Source organism: Rhodopirellula islandica, from assembly GCF_001027925.1.
GTDB classification, from domain to species: domain Bacteria; phylum Planctomycetota; class Planctomycetia; order Pirellulales; family Pirellulaceae; genus Rhodopirellula; species Rhodopirellula islandica.
The window spans coordinates 65,836-83,609 of the sequence record NZ_LECT01000044.1 but is presented as its reverse complement, the minus strand read 5'-3'; the positions used below and the strand labels follow the sequence as shown (position 1 = coordinate 83,609).

The window sequence follows — 17,774 nt, the reverse complement described above, 5'->3', positions numbered from 1 at the left end:
ACACTTGAAGAGGAAGACCTCATGTCAATTTCGATGCAAACCCAACCAGTTGATTCCCAGCCAGTCTCGACCACCAACCCCATGGCCAGCGTCAGCGAACGCTTGCAAGCCGAGACCACGGCCGTGCGGTTGAGGATCCATTGGCCTAGCGTCCGCAAGACGCTGAGCAGCGATCAAACCCGGCAAGCGGCCGGAACGTTCGATGCCGATTCCAAATCGGTCTCCGCCTCGAAGAAGCTATTGGACACCAGTCACCCGGCGTTCCGTGCTGCGACCGCTGTCCGCAAGCAGGCCGCTGATCACTGGAAGGCCAACACGTTGCCTTACACCGAACCTGGCATGCGGTTGATCAAGCGAGTCGATGTGCCCACGTTCGACGTGTTCATGACTTCGGTGCGAGCCGAACTGAATGAAGCGGTCGAGCAACTGGAGCTGCACTTCGACGAACTGATCGATCAAGCTCGCGAGCGGTTGGGCGATCTGTTCGATCCAGCTGACTACGAGGTGAACCTGCATCGTCTGTTTGGGATTGAGTGGGATTACCCCAGCTGCAATCCACCGGAGTATCTGCTGCAGGTCAGCCCGCAGTTGTACTACAGCGAATGCAGCAGGGTGCAGCGTCGTTTCGATGAAGCAGTGAAGCTTGCCGAGCAAGCGTTCGCCGATGAACTCGAACAGCTGGTCACTCATCTCGGCGAAAGACTTCGTGGCGACGGCGAGGGTTCCCCCAAAGTGTTCCGTGACACCGCAGTGACCAACCTGACGGAGTTTCTGGACCGTTTCCAGCGATTGAACATTCGATCGGATAACCAACTGGACCGCCTGGTGGCGGATGCTCGTCGCATCGTCGGCGGCGTGATGCCTCAGCAGTTGCGAGAACAGTCGGAAATGCGTCAACGCGTTGCCAATGAGCTGTCGCGAGTGGAAGCGTCACTGGAGGGCTGGATGACCGAGCGTCCACGCCGAAGCATCCTGAGACGATCACGCTGATGCGAGCTTCCACCGAGATCGTCGTGGGGCGACAAGGTGAGCTGCGAATGATCTACGACGAGTCGTTGGATTTGCAGCAGTTAGGGCACGTTCATATTGAACGAGGCTCCCACGTCGAACCCACGAAGAATGGCCAGTGGACCGCGGACCTCTCACCGGTCGGCGGCCCTGTGCTCGGTCCCTTCGCGATCCGCTCGGACGCGATTGAGGCCGAGATCGAATGGCTGCATTGCCATTGGTTACTCCATCCCCAGAATTCTCATTCCAACCACAGGAACCTGCAATGACGACACGCATTGTTGTTGGCCTGACTCAAAAGATTGGGCAGCCAAACTTCGGAAGTTTGGGAGCAACTTGCCAGATCGAAGTCGACCTGACAGACAGGCCCGACTCAGCCAGGCTGACTGAACGCATTCGAAACTCTTTCACGCTTTGTCAGCGAGAAATCTCAAGGCAGCTGAATTTGCAAAGAGGCAATGATCCGTTGCTGCTTCCAGAGCCTGAGCCAGGCAGAAACGCGAGTTGCGGTACTCGCGAACCGTTGCCAAATCGAACGTCGCCTTCCCATCAGAGAAAGGCAACGGACGCACAGCTTCGAGCAATTCATGCGATCGCATCGAAAGCAAACGTCCGCTTGGGAACTCAGGTTCAAGCGGACTTTGGTGTTGATTCACCATCTCGGCTTTCGATTCGACAGGCCAGCGAACTCATCGAAAAACTCAAGCTTCAGCTGGAGCATCGGTGAGGGCTGCGCCGAGACAGTAACGAGCGTCAATCCGATTTGGATTGACGCTCTTTTTTTAGCTACCGGACCATTTGTGAAATGGCCGCTCTCCGTTGCGGACGAACCGACAATCGAACGCGGAGTGAGTCCGAATCAAGCAGGTTATGCCACGAGGAGGAAACCCAAGCGTTGGAAACCGTGATTTTCCCACTTGAGGTTCAAACAGCCGATTTTATCCCCCGCGGACTTTTTCATATCGGGACATCTATCTCGAAAACCACGTGAATTGCGGCAGACAACACCTGCTGACCGTGCTGTCAGGGTGCGGACCGCCCCTCCACTTTCCCCCCGGGAATCCAGGATTTCCACCCCTATGCTGGAGCGTCCATCCGCACCGGAGCCCAAACGAGGGGCATTTTCAGGGGTATTATTGAGTCTGATTTTACCCCCTTCGCCTGCCGCGTCCGAGCACGTTTTCTGCGGACTTTTGCTAACGCGGCCTAATTCTTGCTAGCCGAGCTGAGAGAAGCCCACGAGTATCCTCTGGCTCGTGCAACCACTGGTCCGCAACGATGATGCGATCAGCCATTAGGGTGTGTCGGTGATCTTCCGAGCCAGGCATCAGGTGTGCTGACAATAGCAAGATGATCGAAACAATCTCGAGATCGACTCTCTGATTTGGACGCAGCTCAAGATTGCGGAGCGTCTTTTCATCGCACTGGCAGTACATTGCGAGCCGGCGGATGCTGGGCTGATATTCGTATCCAGAGCGGTGGGCTCTCGGATTACGTCGGCAAGCCTCCAGGTAGTCCCAGAGTAGCAAACGAACGTAGGGGGTGCTGGAGTCATCATTGGTTTGTTCTTCATTCAACTGGAACACCAGAAGCTTTCTGAACAGATCGACCTCCTCGTTAGTCAAACGAGTTCCTGCGAGTTGACTCTCTTTTCCAGTCTCGTTCCAAGCTTCCCCAACAGCCGACACACTCCGCCGCGTCTCTTCAGCGTTCTCGAGTCGGGGGGGCAACAAAGCGGACCTGCGGACCTTTTTGCGGCGTTTCTGTTTCGAAGACGCACGGTTGGAACCCGGCTTCTTTCTCGACGGTGAATCTGTGTGAACTGAATTCGAATCCGCCGTGGCGGCCTGGGCGGCCGGTTGTACCTTCTCCGCTTCACTATGCTTCTTCCTTCGCTGTGCTTCGCGAATTCGCTTCCGTCGTTCGAGGTTCCTTTCCGTGACCACTGTTGGCGAGCGCTTTGTGACACGAAACATGCTGGGCTCTGGTTCGATACCGAGGACCAGCAATGCACCCAAGCGAGCACGTCCATCCAGCAAGCTCATGCCTTCGTCAATCAAAACCGGACGCTTCAACCCGTGCTTCCTGATAGACCGGACCAGTTGATTGAACAAGTCACTTTTCAAAGGCCGAACTTCAGAGCAGTTCGGGTGGATCCGACGAAAGAACGATTGGTAGTGCAAGAGCAGTGTGGGAATCGACGGTTGTTCATAGCGGTTGCGTCGAGCTTGTTCCTTGCGTGTCATTGCATTTCCTCAATGCGTCAGGGCACCGATCAACGCCGAGACCCAATTCCAGTGGATCCGATGCCCTGACAGATCAGGTGACAGAAAGCGTTGATCCCCTGAGTGTCCGCACCTGCGGACATTTGCAAACTTTGTGAGAGCGGGCGTCTGGGCGAAGGCGAAGAGGAAGCCAGAGTCTGCAGTCGTCGCCATCTAAAAAAGGGTGGGGACGGCAGTCAGCGCGTCCGCAAGCTGCCGTCCAACGCAAAGCCAAGAAAGACCGTCAAGCAAACGGCCAGTTCCTCGCCCAACCTCTTTCTGCCGGGGCTCAGTCCCCGGACGAGCACTTCTTCACAGATCCGTTCGGTGATGCGTAAGGGATTCTCCCGGTTGCGGTCTGCACAGCAATCACCAGGCTGTTGGAACCAAATGCCTCCTCAGCACAACTTGGGAGGTCCGCATCACAGACACTAGGCGGATCTCGTTCGATTTCATGTCGGTCCCGTTCACCCAACAGATAGCCCTTGCGATTGGCCGGGTTCGTCCGAAGCGTCAATTGCCTAGGAGTGAGTCCCAGCCTGAGGACTGCGTCCAAGCAAACTTTGCAGCGAGCGTAGTTGTCGCCCAGACGTTCAAAGAAAGTTTCGAGGAAATGAGTCACCATAGGCTGTTGCTTCTCGCAATTGCGTCGTTCGTCGAAGTAGCCGTAGTACAGATCGTGACATCGAAAGTACTTGTAGAAATAGGGCCAAGGCGTCATGTCGCGACGGCATACCCCCGGCAATTGCAAAAGATGCTCGAACTGTATCCCCTCTCCGCTGACTTCGTCGAGCACAACGGACCGTTTATCGAGTGAAAGGGGAAGGCAGATCAAATTGTAGCCCAAGAAATGAACGGCATCCGACACGAACTGATGCTGTCTCACCCCACGGTCTTTCAGCAACTCTGCGAGCCAACGGACGTTCGAAATGGTGTTGGTGATAGTGCCTTCGAATGCTGCCGAAGTCGCCCAGACACAAAGCCGTTTGGTGTTGTCGTGAGCTAGATTCCAAGTCATTTCAGAAACGCTGCGGATAGCGTTGGATCGCAAGTCAAGGTCGAAAGGGGACTGCATCGATGCAGCAATGTTGTCGGCGGTTTCGACCAGTTGGCTGTGTGGATCCACTCCTTTCCAATTGCGGGGTGTCGCATGGCAAGAAAGCGGGTGGCTGTAGAGCACTGTCATCAAACGCCTCCTTTTCGATTGTCGCGGTATTCTTGCCGGATCTCGAGGAGATCGTTCCTGATACTCCGAATCGCTTGATTCTTTGCTTGGCAGTAGTCTTCAGCTTTGATGGGTCGGAATTCGTGCGTCAGTACATCAAATTGCAGCACAGAGTCTTTTTTCAAGGGAAGTGGATCAAAATCGCACGGTTGCGAGGTCGGAGAAGGCACCTTCGCCGAATCGTTCTTTTTCGTTCGGGAGTGTGTGAAGGTCGTAGGGTATCCAAGGTCGGCAAGCATCTTGTGCCGCATGGTATCCGCGATGATCGAGTACCCGCCGGCACAATTTCCCTCGGTTTCTTCGCCTACCTCCTCCATGCTCATTGCGTATTTCATCCTTCGCTCAAGGTCCTTCCTCGTAATGCGCCGTCCGTACTGAAGAGACCGAACATCCCCCGCACTATCAACGAAAAAGCGGTCAAATTCGCCGAACCGAAACGGAATTGGGGCCATCTCGGGCGTTGCGACCCGCAAACACTTGTCCATACTCTCCTTCAAACTTCGCCCATTCTTGCTTTCAAGTTGCAAGCCGTTCTCCGCAATCAGTAGGACGTGGACGTGCGGCCAGAGTTGTTGCTGGGACTCCACGAAACGAAGGTGTAGACCTATGGCGTACTCCAGGATTCTGTCTGGGCGGCCGTGCTGGGCGGACTGATTCCATCTGCAGAACATGTTCGCAATTGGCTTGACAAGACCGAGAGCCGCACGGGCGGTGTCCAACGTCTCGTGGTAGTCATGATGTTGAGGAAACGGAATGACGCAGGGGATACAACAAGCATTCTTTTCCCCAGGCAGTCGATCGATGATTTTGCGTGCACAGTCGCTGAACCTTGCAGCGCGGCATGCCTTGCAATGCTTGTTTACACGGCAATAGTTGAGTCGCTCGTGGACTTGGCGCACGTTTTTCCCGCCGATAATCGTCCCACAGACCATTGTCTTCGCGATCAACTCCGCATCCCCGGTACCTTTCTTGAACTCATCAACGAGTTGTTGATTCCTTTCAACCAGATATTTCTGGTGTGTTCGGAGGCGATAGATTCTGTCGGCGATTTGAATTGTGACGTATTCCCCGTGTCGCTGCGGTAGCACACTACTCGCTCTTCCTCTCTGTGCGATGGGCAAAGCAACTCTCCCTTTATTCTTTTATTAACTCTAGACGGTATAAGTACAGGTGATTGGCGACGGACTTTCGCTTGTAGGCTGGGATCGGCTGCAAATCCTGTTTTCCGATCAAACGACCAGCGACGGACGTCGCACATGTTTCCGCATCACTGGGCAGGCACGAGAGTGCGGGACCCTCAATGCGGCCAATGCATCTCTGCATGATCCAAACAGCTTCCTCAGCGACTCGATGTCTTTTCCAGAAAACGGTTGACTGCCTGAACGCTGGTGACTCTTTTGCCGCCGATACTCACGGTTTCCAGCTTGCAGTTCTTTAACCCTCGCGTGGCCCAGCGCCAGACCGTGGAGACATGAACTCGGTCCTGGAGCAGCGGCGGCACTTCCTTGAACTGGATGAGCTCCTCGGTGAGGAGTTTCATGGGGTTGGCAGCTTGCGATTTAAATGCCTTGTTCTTGTTGCCATGTGGCATAGTGACCTCCGGTGAATGAAAGAAACAGAAGGTCACATCAAAACGCATGCAACAGATGACTCAAGGTACGTTTTTTGAAAAGACAATTTCATTTCCGTTCACACCGTCCTTGGCGAGCCCGATGCTCTATAGCAGAGGGTTCTGCGTAGTCACTTGGGCGTAGCAATCAGACGTCATGCACAATTCTTCAGCTTCTTTGAAAACGAATCCTGTACGCCTCGCTCAGCAACAGTCGTGCGACGGACATGGCCGTTCGGCACTTCTGTAATTGCCGGCGACTCAGTTCTCGATACCCTTCGCGTCTGCTGCGGAGTGCCGGGGACCGGGCCCCGGAAGGACCGGGCTGGATTGCGTATCAATCAATATCACGTCCGGGATTCGCATTCCTGTTCGAGGGGTAGCGGTAGGTCCAGACGGACATTGTCCTGGCTAGCCCAGCGCCAACTGTCTGCGTTTTGCAGCCCTGGCAAGTGCGAGTTGTGATCGCTGATACGCTGTGACCACAGATTGTTCCTGCAATTTTCGTCCCCCATCCCAACGAGCAAGGAAGCTTGGAAGCATTCAGCCGGCGGCGTTTACCGCTGGCCGATTCATCGCTTCGCCAAAGTGACTCGAGAGGGTACGAGCCTATGGTCGGTCCACCTGGAATGGCGAGCCTAGATTTTGGGACCGGCCTTCGCTGCTTCGATCGCCTTGTCGAGAGACTCCTTCGCGTAGTGCTCGGTCATCTGCCGCTTGGAGTGCCCGAGCAGAGCTTGGGCTCCTTCGATCCCGAGTGCTTCCCGGATCACAGTCGCGGCGGTGTGCCGGAGTTGATACGGCGTCCAGTGTTCCGCCCCGGCCTTCTTGGCCGCACGGACAATTGCTCGGCGATAGGAGTCCTTGTCGAACTTCGGGGAGTACTGACGTGGTTTCGATTCACCCGCACGGGTGCGCTTGTTGTAGCCGGGGCGATCGCCTTGGTTGGCTGGTGTTTTTCGCTTGGCGGATTTTTGTTCCTGATACCAACGAGCGGATTCCTCCGGTTTGAAACAGTATTCCGTTGGCTCCCGATCCAGGTAGGGCTCAAGAGCCACTTGGGCGTCACCGACGATTGGCACCTGTTTCTTCTTGCCGTGCCGTTTCGTTTTGTGTTCATTCGGACGGTAGACCCACACACCGTCCGCTCGTTTGTCGATGTCGATTGGACGCATCCGGAGCACTTCGCTGGGGCGCATGCCGGTTGCCGCCTGGATCCGCACCATGGTCTTGAGGACCGGTGAAAGGTGCTCGGCGGTCTGTCGTACAGCCTCAATCCCCACCGGTTCTCGGTCGGTGGATTCATTTGCCACGGTCTCGCCTTCTCGCAGCGAGTCCAACGCCTTCAGTGCCGTCCAGACTTCGACTGGAACCAGTTCTCTCGCGACAGCACGTTTGAAAACTTGCACGATGGTCTGAACTTGCTGGTTGATGTAGTGGCGTGTGTTGTGCCGGCCACGGCGGTTCTTGGTGGCCACGAGCAAGTCACGTATTTCGGAGAGCCGTCTCGGCCCGAATTCGACCGCCGGCAGGTCTCCGTATTCGTCATCGAGAAGGTCGCAGAGGCTTTCATGTTTTGAGTAGTCTCCTGGCGACTTGGCATACTTCACCTGCGCAAACTCGAGGTAGTCTGCGGTGACGCAGCTCACCGTGATGGGCGCGTCCTCGCTCGGATGGGTCGAGCTGTCCTCGGGCATCTTGCAGCCGTGTTTTTGGTACTCCTTGCAGAGGGCGAAGTACCGGGCGTGACTCTCGGGCGAGTCGTGGGTGCCGAGGTAGAAGTACCGTCCATCGAGATAGACTCGGGCTTGGCCCGAGACGTGGTAGAGGTACTTGGGGAGCTTTGCTTTTTGTCTTGGCATGCGATCCAACTCCAATCGTTTACGGTACGCGGTACCGTAAATACTGAAAGTGGGTCGCGCAGCCTGACTGAGCTGGTAACGCCTGAGCAGCGTTTCGACCAGTAATTTACGAGGTATTCGGCAAGCTGCCGAAATGGGCGATACAGAATTCGAATCTGTGGCCTCTGCCGTGTGAAAGCAGCGCTCTAACCAACTGAGCTAATCGCCCGCACCGTAATTTACGGTGTTTTTGCGTTTCCACCCCGTGCACGTTTCGCACGGAATTGCACGATTTACATTCGTTTCGTGCATTGAATCGTGCACTATAAAACTCGCCGAAGATCGACGCAAGATAGGGTTGAGCGGATCTCGCAGGTGACGAACGGATCACCCGAAGTTGCTCGGCAAGAGCTGGCAATTCAACGCCTGCACTCCAAATCGCTTCCGTCGACATTCCGCTTGACCGGTACGCCGCGGATAGAGGCGTTGGTCACGAATTCCCTGCACCCCCAGTCGAGCCGCTCCACCCGCAAACCCTCGTATTCACTGGGTTTTATGCGAATTCGGATTCCAGGAAGTGCACGATATGGGCCTGTTCTCCATGGGAAACGTGCACATTTCGTGCACAAATTACCCTTCTGCCTGGAGGGGGACACTCTGCGAAGCTCGGTTTTGAAAACTAAGGCAGGCATCCGATAAACCACATTCGTTTTGTTGGGTGCCGACAAAACGCTGGCAGTGCCGCTTAGACAATCCAGCTGAATTGACACAAAATCACTGTTCCAGAGTGTTTGGCGGGCCCCGAAATGCTCGTGGTAACATTGAGGCGTTCGCATGTCTCCCCAACCCAAGGACTGAAGGTGTACGACGCAGAAATTGACGGCACTTGTGACGATTCCGCCTGGAAATCTTCAACCACGGACAACAATATTGCTGAATTCCTGGACGCAATCGAGAGATTAGAGATTCGTTGGAGTACTCAAATCCCGAGTGATGAGCATGCACGCAATGTTGATCGGAAGCTGAAACGCGTCGACGTTGCGAAGATAAAGTCGGAGCTTCCTCCGACCGCCGGGATGAGCTACGGCGAGTTCGTCGGTTTGGCGAAGGCGCTTTTGGAACGTCACTGCCTTACAAAGAGTCTCCCACAAGATTGCACGCTTTGCTTGGTAATGAAAGACCGTTGGCACGGCTGGTAGTCCATTTCCGACACACCACGAAACGGCACTTTTCGGTACAAAAATCCACTTTCTCTGCGATGGGAACGGCAATCCACTTGCCGCTGTATTGGCGCCCGGACAAAATCACGAGTCGATGTATCTCGACGAGGTCCTCGACGCAGAAGTCATTTGCGGCAACGAGCGTTCTGAGCCGATGGTTTCAGTCCGATTGGCCGGGGACAAAGGGTATTGAATTGATGATGTGCTGCTTGCGAGAGGCATTCTCCCCGTCAGCTGATCACGCACGTCGTAGCCGTAAGCGGTTGAGGTGCCATCACGATAAGAAGAGAACTGCGTCAAGCGATTGTCCGCGTCATACTGGAACGTGTAAGCGGCCAGCAAATCAGAACTGCCAAGCGAGGAGGGGAGTGTCGACGTCCCGCCCCAATTCTCACAGTAGGAGATCGCGGTCCCAAGCAAGCCGATCAATTGGCTTTCCGGAATGAGCTGCGACCGGTCGTCGTAAGCGAACTCAAAATCAGTGGCGAAAGAGTCACTGTCATCAATCGAAATCAGGCGATCGGATGTATCGTAAGCATAATCGAACGTCCGATCAGTCGTTCCGCCAGTCTTCCACGTCTCCGTCTCCAATCGGTATCGATTGTCGTGGGCGTATTTGGTAACGCGTCTGCAGATTTATGCTACCGACCCTTGAAACACCGAACACATGGCCTGGCGCCGGTGAAGTCTCCCCCCAGCAAAGCCTTTCCCTACCGTTTGAATCCCGAACCCCGAGTCTGACCCCACGCGAAGCGTCCCCGCAAAGATGCGTGGTCGCCCAGAGTGGCCCGCATCCAGCCGGGAGTTGAGATGGCTTCCTAGCATCTCCGAAGTTGCTTCGCAACGCTAGATTTCATCGCCTTGAATCACGACTTGCTTTCGTTCGTCTGTTATCAAATGGGGCCAGTCGTTAACCGCCTCAGTCAACGAAATTTCTGTCGCTTCTTTCGCGGCCAATCGAATCCCTGTTTCGACAGATTCGCTTTCCATACAGAGTGCAAAAACACAGGACATTTTCCCGCACAGCGACTTCAAGAACGATGCGAATTCACTTCGTCCAACTCGACTTCCAGCGATATGTAGCTCACTTGATGTTCGGACCGGTGGCATCTTCTTGCCACGTCGTATCAGCGGTTGCGGTGGTGGACCAAGACACCCGTTGTACACGCCATGACTGTCACCGACCACAAAAATTCTTCGACTCGTATGGCGTCCGGAAACCTCCAATTTCACCTCGCTAAACACTCGCAAACTTGCCCATCGAAAACGGCGATTAAGATCAATAAGATCGTGAGTGTCAGAACTCGTTCTTACGCAAGCTAAGATCTGATCTGGCATCAAAGCATCTCCTTCATTCTCAGCGTATTGTTTGCCCTGCCTCTCCGTCATTCCAGGGCGTTTGAGAGATCGGTTCACCGTCGGGGCCAATCGCTACCGTTTGAAACCCGAACCCCGCGTCTGACCCTACGCGAAGCTCCCACCGAGCGTTATCAGATGCGTGGCGGGATCGAAGCGACCAACAGTATTCTCGAACGCGTAACGGGCCTTGGTCGTCTTCGGGTTCGCGGTCGACCGTCGGTGACGCGAAGCGCGATGTTGAAAGTGGCTGGTTAGAATGTGTTGCGGGCAGCAGCTGCGCTTCGAGCAAAGCTGATAGAGCAAAATGAGGAACAAGATGGCATGTGCAGCAAAGTTAGGCAAGAGCGGAGCGAAATGTGGGAGTGAACAAGGCCTGCAGAGCACACACTGGCCGCCTAAAAACGTTCTGCCGCAAAAAATGTTCAGTTCATCAGCGATAATGAAATATTCGCCAATTCACAAAGCTGCTTTTGTCGCTCGTGTCACCATCCCCTTCCTAATTCAACGAAATGAACTTCCGGCGAAAGAAACTTGGTCAAGTGGTTCTTTAAAGACGAGGAAAATAGGACCTGTGTGTCGCTATCGACAACAAAGTCCATTTTTGAATCAATTTGAGCATTCGTTGCCAATCGACGCGGACCGAAAAACTCATCCTCTGGATCCGGTACGGTAACAATGGGCAATTCATCGTAATCGAAATGCCCAACCCAGAATACACGCTGCTCCAAAGGCAACTTATGACCGTCCACAACAGTTCTTATCCAATCCAATGATGGATGTATGGAAAAACCTTTAAATTCTTCGAAAATGCGATTTGATACTATTGGTCCAACTGCCGAAAAGGTGCCAGGAAAATCCACAAACTGTGTGCCGTGGACAAGTTCACAGTTAAGTGCTCTCGCCGTTCTAGGATCGCTGGGGCACCATGAACCGCCTCTCTCATCAACAAAATTTCCGAGACGAATCAGATTGCTTCCTCGATTCTCTGTTTGATACAGTTCAATCTTCATGAATTAGTCAAAATTGGTGTGATGTGTATTGTTCTAAAATTTGGGACCTGCTCCGAGGCTAATTAGCGGAGTACCAGTTATTTCGTGATGTTGGCGAGCGTTTTCTTGAGAGGGAGTTTCGCCGTAAGGATTTCCACCACCGATAACATGTAGCATGTACTCAAGCTGCGCTAACGACGCGGCATCGCTTGCTGGATTGAAAAAATCAACAGTCCACCCAAGCCAACCATCGCCGAGCCAATTCTCGGTGCATGCAAGCGCGCCATCTGAGCGTTGTTTGCTCAATACTTCCAATTCATCAAACACGGAATTGGCTATCGCGTCTTGAGCCTCTTGAAATCCCTTGCTGTTTCCTAAAAACGCAAATGCCGCGAGACTGGCCTGTCGTTCATAGTAGCGTTTCATTGCATTCTCTTCATCGCGGAGCTTTTCGGTACCGTCACGAAGTCTCTTTTTAAGGCCTTTTTGAAAATCAGCAATCTTCCCTTTATCGACGTGGACGCGTTCGTTTCGCTCGTTGAAGATCATCAAGTTGATTTTCATCACGCCGGTGGTCGTATTGCGTTCCACGCCGCGGACTCGGCAGCGACGGGTTTCGATGCGCAGTGTGATTTCCCCGTTGGCTTTGCTATGCTCAACCTGGATGTCGTCGATCGGCGCAGGCGTTGGTGATGCCGTTGGCGTTTCTTTCATTAGCTGCTCGTCTTTCGTGGTTGGCTTGTTCACAGGTTGCAAGCCCGCGCCACATTCAATGACCGAAGCGGCACGGATGCGCTTTCCCAACGCATCGTCAACCGTTCGGTTTTGAATCGCGTATTGGTTGACGGTTGTTTCTTCGGGAAAGTGAATGCGCATCAGCTCGATTCCATCGAAGGAAGATTCATCAAGTGAAACGTCCGCAAGCAAGATGTATTTGACGTTTGCTAAGTATTCTTTGTTTAGCTGCTGGCCTTCGGCTGCGATGGCATTGGCATGACCGGCAGCGTGGAAGGTCCACGCATCGAGGAGACTGTCACAGAGGATGATTTCATTGAAGGGCGTCAGCGCTGTGGCGTTGAAGATGCCGTTGCCGAAAGTCAGTTGCGGTTGGTCCTTACCTTTGTTGTCGATGCGCAGACCGTAGATGCCTGTCGTGTTTCCTTCGCGGTCGGTTAGCGGCACGGTGACGAAGCCGCGTAGGGATTCGTGGCCGGATGCTTTGAGGATGCCGACTTGTTTGAGCCTCGCTCGGATGTCGCGGCCGAGCTTGAGTTGTTTCGCCGGAATCTGCTTGCCGAGTGTTCGGTCAGCAAATCCAACGCGTAGCGAATCATCGGCTGAGAGGCAATTCTTTGAAAGGAAAGGATGGGCGTTGTCGTTCAGGTGCCGGGTGTAGTAGTCGGCGACGGTTGCCAGCGGTGAATCAAGAAGTCTTTGAGTGAAAGTTTTCGTGGTCATCGGTTTGGGTTCCATTGAAGGTGATCCGGTCAGCGCGCAGCGGTAGCCGTGACGCCTTGGAGGACGTGAAAAAGCAGGGGCGACGTTTACCCGCAGTGGTCCGGCTGCGGTGCGAACATCAAGAAAGGCACGGGCCGTTTCTTGATGACGCGACACCTTCGCCTGGTTGTCAAGAGCCGCAAGCCGTTCTCGCAGCAGCTAAAAAGAAGAATCTGTTGGCAAGGTCGGGTTGGGCGGTTTGGGTTCACTTCGATGTAGACGTTACCCGTAGCGCCGGTGCGCGGTCCGCGGGGCGTGGTTCTGATCGTCACTCGCGGACGGACTGCGTGTGCTCGCTGTCGCTGCGTTACTCCGCCGCCGCCTTGCAAGTCCACTGGTGGTCCACCGCTCCCGGCTCACTCGCTTAGGCTCGTTCGCGGTCGCTACCGCACTCTAGGGCGGAACTCGGCCTCCTGCCTCATACAGTCTTTATCGGCATCCTGCCTTGGTTCGTCGGTCGTGCGCTGCGCCATCCATGGCTGCGCGAGCTCCCTCCTCTCGACGCCCGGTCTCCGCTCGGGCGCTGCGGTGCGGTCTCCGCTCCTCGTTCCTCGTCGCCGCGCCTTCCCTACGCTTGGTCGCTACGACCCGGCTACACGCGACGTTGGGCGATTGATCGGTGATTCAACCATCTTCGCATTGGTCGAATCCATCGGAGTTTCAACCGTTTTTTCTTTAGCTGCCCTTCGTGTCGCGTTCCTCCGGGCGGCATCGTGCCGCCGCGCCACGTCATTGGCGGGCCATCCGGGCCCGCCTGCCTTCGGCGAGTGCGCTCTAAGCCCAAAGCGGCGGGCATCGTGCCAGAGGACCCGCGACGACATCCTGTCGTCGCTGTCGCTACCGCTCCGGTGCGTTCGGGGTGTGCGCGGTCGTCCAGCGTGGCGGGCTTCCGGCCCGATCGTTGCGATGGCTTCCTGCCATCGCCGCGGTCGCTTCCGATCGTGTTGGCTACCCTTAAACGATTTCTGTTGAATCTAACTCAGTTAGATACCTGGCGAACTCTGACGACGCATTACGCATGTCATCCCTCTTTGCAGTGGCGGCGGTCCAATCAGATTCAGAAACAGCGATGTCGCCCCAATCAGGCCAAATCTCTCTTTGAATTTGAATCGTGTCTCCATTAGACACGATTTCAAAGGATGCACCGTCAAGACATTCTGTAGTTGACAACCGTTGGAGACGCGTGGCTCCATCGGGCGAAGCCTCCGGTGCGTTTGCTAGTTCGTTTAATACATCGAGTATCGACTCGAAGTAAAACGGATGATTGCTAGGCCAACGAAACAGATTCTTTCCACCAACCAGAAGAAGGACGGAACCATAGGGCACCTTGCTTTCCGCTCTTGGAGAAGCGTTAACAGTGACTGTCGGAGTCGTGAATTTGAAATCCTGAATCATTCTTGAATCGCCCAGCCTCCGTTTGGTGTTTGACGCCCAATTTCCCGAACGGGAACATCGCGTAAGGCGATTGCTCGGTTCGTTCCTCGGCTATCGACACCGCAAGTTGAACCGCTCCAGTGATACTCACCGCTCGAGTGTGGTTCAAAACGATGATAGATCGTCTGGTTACCGCGTTGCTCTCGGGCCCAACGAAGAATCTTACCTTGCTGGTTTCGGACCCCGACACTTCGAGCGAATAACTGGACGTGATTTGTTGGCAATACGCTCTTGCCCGCAACGTACGTTGGAGTTCCTGGAACGTGATGCCCTGGGTTGACGTAGGTGTGCGGAACTGCGGTAACTCTTTGCGATGGTTTGCCAGATGCAACGTGGGTTCCAAGATTATCCAGTTCATCTAGATGATCGACCTGGGCAAGAATTCGGTGGCTTGTTCGCCTGGAAACAGAACCAACAAGACCACCTCCCAACATCGCCGCATTTCCTTCGATGGCTGACTCAGCCAACGTTTTCACTCGAGCTGACTCTGCCGCCGAAAGTCGTTTGCTTCGGTTCAAGCGATCAAGACTGTCGAGTCTTTCCAATGGATCGATGACACCATTGCCATTTGTGTCACAACCGTTAACGCCCGCGACGCGATCATTCGCCCGCAGTTGGCGATCGAGTTCTATTGCGAGGTTTTCCGCCGAATGGTATCCCGTTACTCTGTTAATCGCCCAGCGGTGAGGCCCCCACCAACCCCATACTTGAAACCAATACGTGTCACCCCACCATCTTGGGTCATCCTCGGCTAGACCACTCGGGTCAATTGCATTGGTTGGCCCGTTCCCAACATACCGATACAGATTCGCATCCCCCGCCGCGAAGCCGATAGGGTCATTGCTGAGCCATCGGCCCGTTGCCGGGTCGTACCAACGGGCTCGGTTGTTCTGCAGATCCGCGTCAGCGTCCCAGTCGCGACCCGTGTAGCCGAACAGTGCGTCAATCGCATCGGGGTGACTGCTGGAGATTGCGGTTCCTGAAGCGTCGTAATCCTGCTCAACGATTCGGTTGCCGAAGCTGTCATAGGCGACGTGCTGGCGGATTTCGCCGCTGTTGTCCACCAAGTCACGCACGCTGCCCAGGTGATCGTTCAACGCCCAGTAGGTCTCACCGGACGTTGCAGCCGCGGTCGTCGTTGAGATCTCGGGTCCTGCTCCATCGTCATACTGCTCGTCGGCCAGCAACTGGTCCACCATCTCGCCGTACAGGTAGCGACTAGACAGTGTGAACGTCTCGCTCGCCGCCTCTCCGTCAGAGTCGACCGCACGCAGCACCGTCTGTCCCTCCGTCCAGACAAACGCTTCGTCACGATCAAAATCGCCATCCCCGTCGCTGTCCAGGCGTTTGCCGACGCGATTGTCAAAGGCATCGTAAACGTACTCGATCTTCTGCGTCACGCTGCCCACGGACGACGTCTTCTCGGTGATCGATTCCAAGCGATTGCGATGGTCCCATTCGTACAGGGTCACCTCGCCCGTGCTGATCGACGTTCGACTGAGCGTGTTGCCTTCATCGTCGTAGGTGTAGTTGTACGTTCCGTCGCTCTGCAGTTGATTATGCGTGTTGGCAGACGACTGCGACGCACCGCCACTGGATTTGCGATTCCCGCCGGCATCGAAGTCGTAGGACTCTGCACTCGCAAGCCCAAACGGCTGAGACAGCCCGCTGATCGCTGTGCTTGAAGCCGAGGTCAGCTGATCACGCACGTCGTAGCCGTAAGCGGTCGAGGTGCCATCACGATAAGAAGAGAACTGCGTCAAGCGATTGTCCGCGTCGTACTGGAACGTGTAAGCGGCCAGCAAACCAGAACTGCCAAGCGAGGAGGGGAGTGTCGACGTCCCGCCCCAGTTCTCACCGGAGGAGATCGCTGACGATCCATGAGTCAAACTGCTGAGCCGACCTGCGTCATCATACGCCATCCGGCTGTGCACTTCCAAATCCGATGAGCCAGCAGTCGTTGCGGAGTAGCGGTGCAAGTCCGTCAATTGAGACGCGCGGTTGTAGTCGAATTCAGCCAGCTTGGGATCAACAGCATGCCCGCCGGACTGCGATTGCTGAACGATCGAGGTCAACCGATTCAGGTAATCGTATTCATAGCCATTTTCGAAGTCGTCCACGCCACCGGAGATCACGCCTCCCGAGAGCGTTCCACCCCAATTGCCCCCCAAATTCGATGCGGTTGCCGCGATTGTTAAATCCACGGCTGAAGTTGATCGCAATCGAACGGTGGTTGGCATCAGCCAACTTTCGCCAAGAAGAATACCACCTCCTGCTTGCCTAATTAGGCATTTCGGTGTCCGACACCTTTTCCTCCTCCCGATTCTTCTTGCCAAACAATTGTCCCTTGTGGATCGACGTAGCCAAACGGTATTGGCGTTCGGATGGAAGCGTCGTTGGAACGCGGAAAGTAGACTAATGAGCGATCACTCTTGAAATCGTGGACGCGCATAAATTTAGGTGGGATTGCGACAGCCCCCTTATCGTCCACAAATCCTTGAAGCTCATCACAAGGCATACCAAAGTCACCGCGATAATCACCCTTGATTACGGCTGACCACAATCCTGATGACCGGTGCCCGATAAACGAAAACGTCGCTTCAAATACCCAATTTCCTTGGACATCAACCACGCCCCAGTGATCGTTTACCTTCGCTGCAATCATGCCGCTCGTGAAGTAACCACCAAGATCATCAAATCTATCTGCGCAGACACGATTCCCTTGTATGTCGATCCACCCCATCTTTCTTGATTTCGTGTATCGAACCGGAATCAGTCCTTCTGATTCCAACCTGACGTCTAGAAACTCTTCTTCGATCGTACGCCTACCTAACTCATCAACGACGACGTACTTGTCCGAGTCGACGAGCCTTCCGCCACTGAACCTCCCAATATTGGCAAGGTCGCGTAGGAATGCGTAGCGTGGTTCTTCGTGCCATTTGCCCTGCGGGCTCAAGCGTCCCCATCTTTCTGCGTCCGCTGTTCCGACGCATGCTGTTGCTGATACTTTTCCGAAAGTTGTTGCAACCTCGAACTGTGGCGCTATTACAACTTCTCCGCGCTGATTGCAGTACCCAACTTTGTCGTCACGATGAATCGCAAGCAGTCCCTGCGAAAAAGGGTTCATTGACCAAGCATTTGGAACAAAGCTTAATTCTTCTCCCGACAATGACAGTATCGCGATACCGTCATCGCGAATCCCATAAGGGTTGCCACCGTCGACTTTTCCTGTGGATTCAAACCTTGCTTGAATTACGATTTGTCCCGATTTATCTAAGTAGCCCCAATTCTCCCCGAGGCGATAAGGGAGAAACACATTCATTCGAGT

Annotated in this window: 15 protein-coding genes and 1 tRNA gene; 3 read left to right on the top strand and 13 right to left on the bottom strand. The window is 54.6% G+C overall.

Features of this window, described 5'->3' with window-relative positions:
• The first annotated feature begins 21 nt into the window (after window positions 1-21).
• Both RISK_RS21505 and RISK_RS21500 read left to right on the top strand, forming a co-directional pair.
• Window positions 22-990, top strand: a complete 969-nt coding sequence (locus tag RISK_RS21505) for a hypothetical protein (protein WP_236696547.1) — start codon at window positions 22-24, stop codon at window positions 988-990.
• Entirely contained in the window at window positions 990-1,277 is a 288-nt protein-coding gene (locus RISK_RS21500; protein WP_047816390.1) for a hypothetical protein, read from the top strand. The genes RISK_RS21505 and RISK_RS21500 overlap by 1 nt, the downstream gene beginning before the upstream one ends.
• Before the next feature lie 138 nt (window positions 1,278-1,415).
• Here RISK_RS21500 and RISK_RS31830 read toward each other — a convergent pair whose 3' ends face one another.
• From RISK_RS31830 to RISK_RS21465, 7 genes are all read right to left on the bottom strand, one after another.
• Window positions 1,416-1,667: a hypothetical protein gene (locus RISK_RS31830; protein WP_150122671.1), complete on the bottom strand. Its 252-nt coding sequence runs from the start codon at window positions 1,665-1,667 to the stop codon at window positions 1,416-1,418.
• Between the two features lie 537 nt (window positions 1,668-2,204).
• Window positions 2,205-3,122, bottom strand: a complete 918-nt coding sequence (locus tag RISK_RS21490) for a hypothetical protein (RefSeq protein ID WP_150122670.1) — start codon at window positions 3,120-3,122, stop codon at window positions 2,205-2,207.
• A 439-nt stretch (window positions 3,123-3,561) separates the two neighbouring features.
• The gene (locus RISK_RS21485) at window positions 3,562-4,458 is read right to left on the bottom strand and encodes a hypothetical protein (protein WP_047816387.1); all 897 of its coding nucleotides are present in this window, start codon (window positions 4,456-4,458) and stop codon (window positions 3,562-3,564) included.
• Entirely contained in the window at window positions 4,458-5,618 is a 1,161-nt protein-coding gene (locus tag RISK_RS21480) for a hypothetical protein (RefSeq protein ID WP_150122669.1), read from the bottom strand. Before RISK_RS21480 ends, RISK_RS21485 begins: the two co-directional genes overlap by 1 nt.
• A 218-nt stretch (window positions 5,619-5,836) precedes the next feature.
• The gene (locus RISK_RS21475; protein ID WP_236696546.1) at window positions 5,837-6,136 is read right to left on the bottom strand and encodes a DUF1580 domain-containing protein; all 300 of its coding nucleotides are present in this window, start codon (window positions 6,134-6,136) and stop codon (window positions 5,837-5,839) included.
• Between the two features lie 608 nt (window positions 6,137-6,744).
• Window positions 6,745-7,983 (bottom strand): tyrosine-type recombinase/integrase, encoded by a 1,239-nt coding sequence (locus RISK_RS21470; protein WP_047816385.1) that lies wholly within the window; start codon window positions 7,981-7,983, stop codon window positions 6,745-6,747.
• A gap of 119 nt (window positions 7,984-8,102) precedes the next feature.
• Window positions 8,103-8,176 (bottom strand) — tRNA-Val (locus RISK_RS21465).
• Window positions 8,177-8,807: 631 nt separating this feature from the next.
• Between RISK_RS21465 and RISK_RS21460 the strand changes: the two genes are divergently transcribed.
• Complete coding sequence (locus tag RISK_RS21460) at window positions 8,808-9,146, top strand: hypothetical protein (RefSeq protein ID WP_150122668.1); 339 nt, start codon at window positions 8,808-8,810, stop codon at window positions 9,144-9,146.
• A gap of 105 nt (window positions 9,147-9,251) precedes the next feature.
• On the opposite strand, the gene RISK_RS21455 is transcribed toward RISK_RS21460, so the two are convergent.
• The 6 genes from RISK_RS21455 to RISK_RS21430 form a co-directional block, all read right to left on the bottom strand.
• Window positions 9,252-9,758: a hypothetical protein gene (locus tag RISK_RS21455; protein ID WP_047816383.1), complete on the bottom strand. Its 507-nt coding sequence runs from the start codon at window positions 9,756-9,758 to the stop codon at window positions 9,252-9,254.
• A gap of 1,250 nt (window positions 9,759-11,008) precedes the next feature.
• The gene (locus tag RISK_RS31825) at window positions 11,009-11,536 is read right to left on the bottom strand and encodes a hypothetical protein (protein WP_150122667.1); all 528 of its coding nucleotides are present in this window, start codon (window positions 11,534-11,536) and stop codon (window positions 11,009-11,011) included.
• Between the two features lie 33 nt (window positions 11,537-11,569).
• Window positions 11,570-12,973, bottom strand: a complete 1,404-nt coding sequence (locus RISK_RS21445) for a hypothetical protein (protein ID WP_150122666.1) — start codon at window positions 12,971-12,973, stop codon at window positions 11,570-11,572.
• 993 nt (window positions 12,974-13,966) lie between these two features.
• On the bottom strand, window positions 13,967-14,407 hold the full coding sequence (locus RISK_RS21440) for a hypothetical protein (RefSeq protein WP_047816380.1): 441 nt from the start codon (window positions 14,405-14,407) through the stop codon (window positions 13,967-13,969).
• Complete coding sequence (locus RISK_RS21435; RefSeq protein ID WP_083435105.1) at window positions 14,404-16,686, bottom strand: RHS repeat-associated core domain-containing protein; 2,283 nt, start codon at window positions 16,684-16,686, stop codon at window positions 14,404-14,406. Before RISK_RS21435 ends, RISK_RS21440 begins: the two co-directional genes overlap by 4 nt.
• 44 nt (window positions 16,687-16,730) lie before the next feature.
• Window positions 16,731-17,768: a WG repeat-containing protein gene (locus tag RISK_RS21430; RefSeq protein ID WP_047816378.1), complete on the bottom strand. Its 1,038-nt coding sequence runs from the start codon at window positions 17,766-17,768 to the stop codon at window positions 16,731-16,733.
• Between the last annotated feature and the right edge of the window lie 6 nt (window positions 17,769-17,774).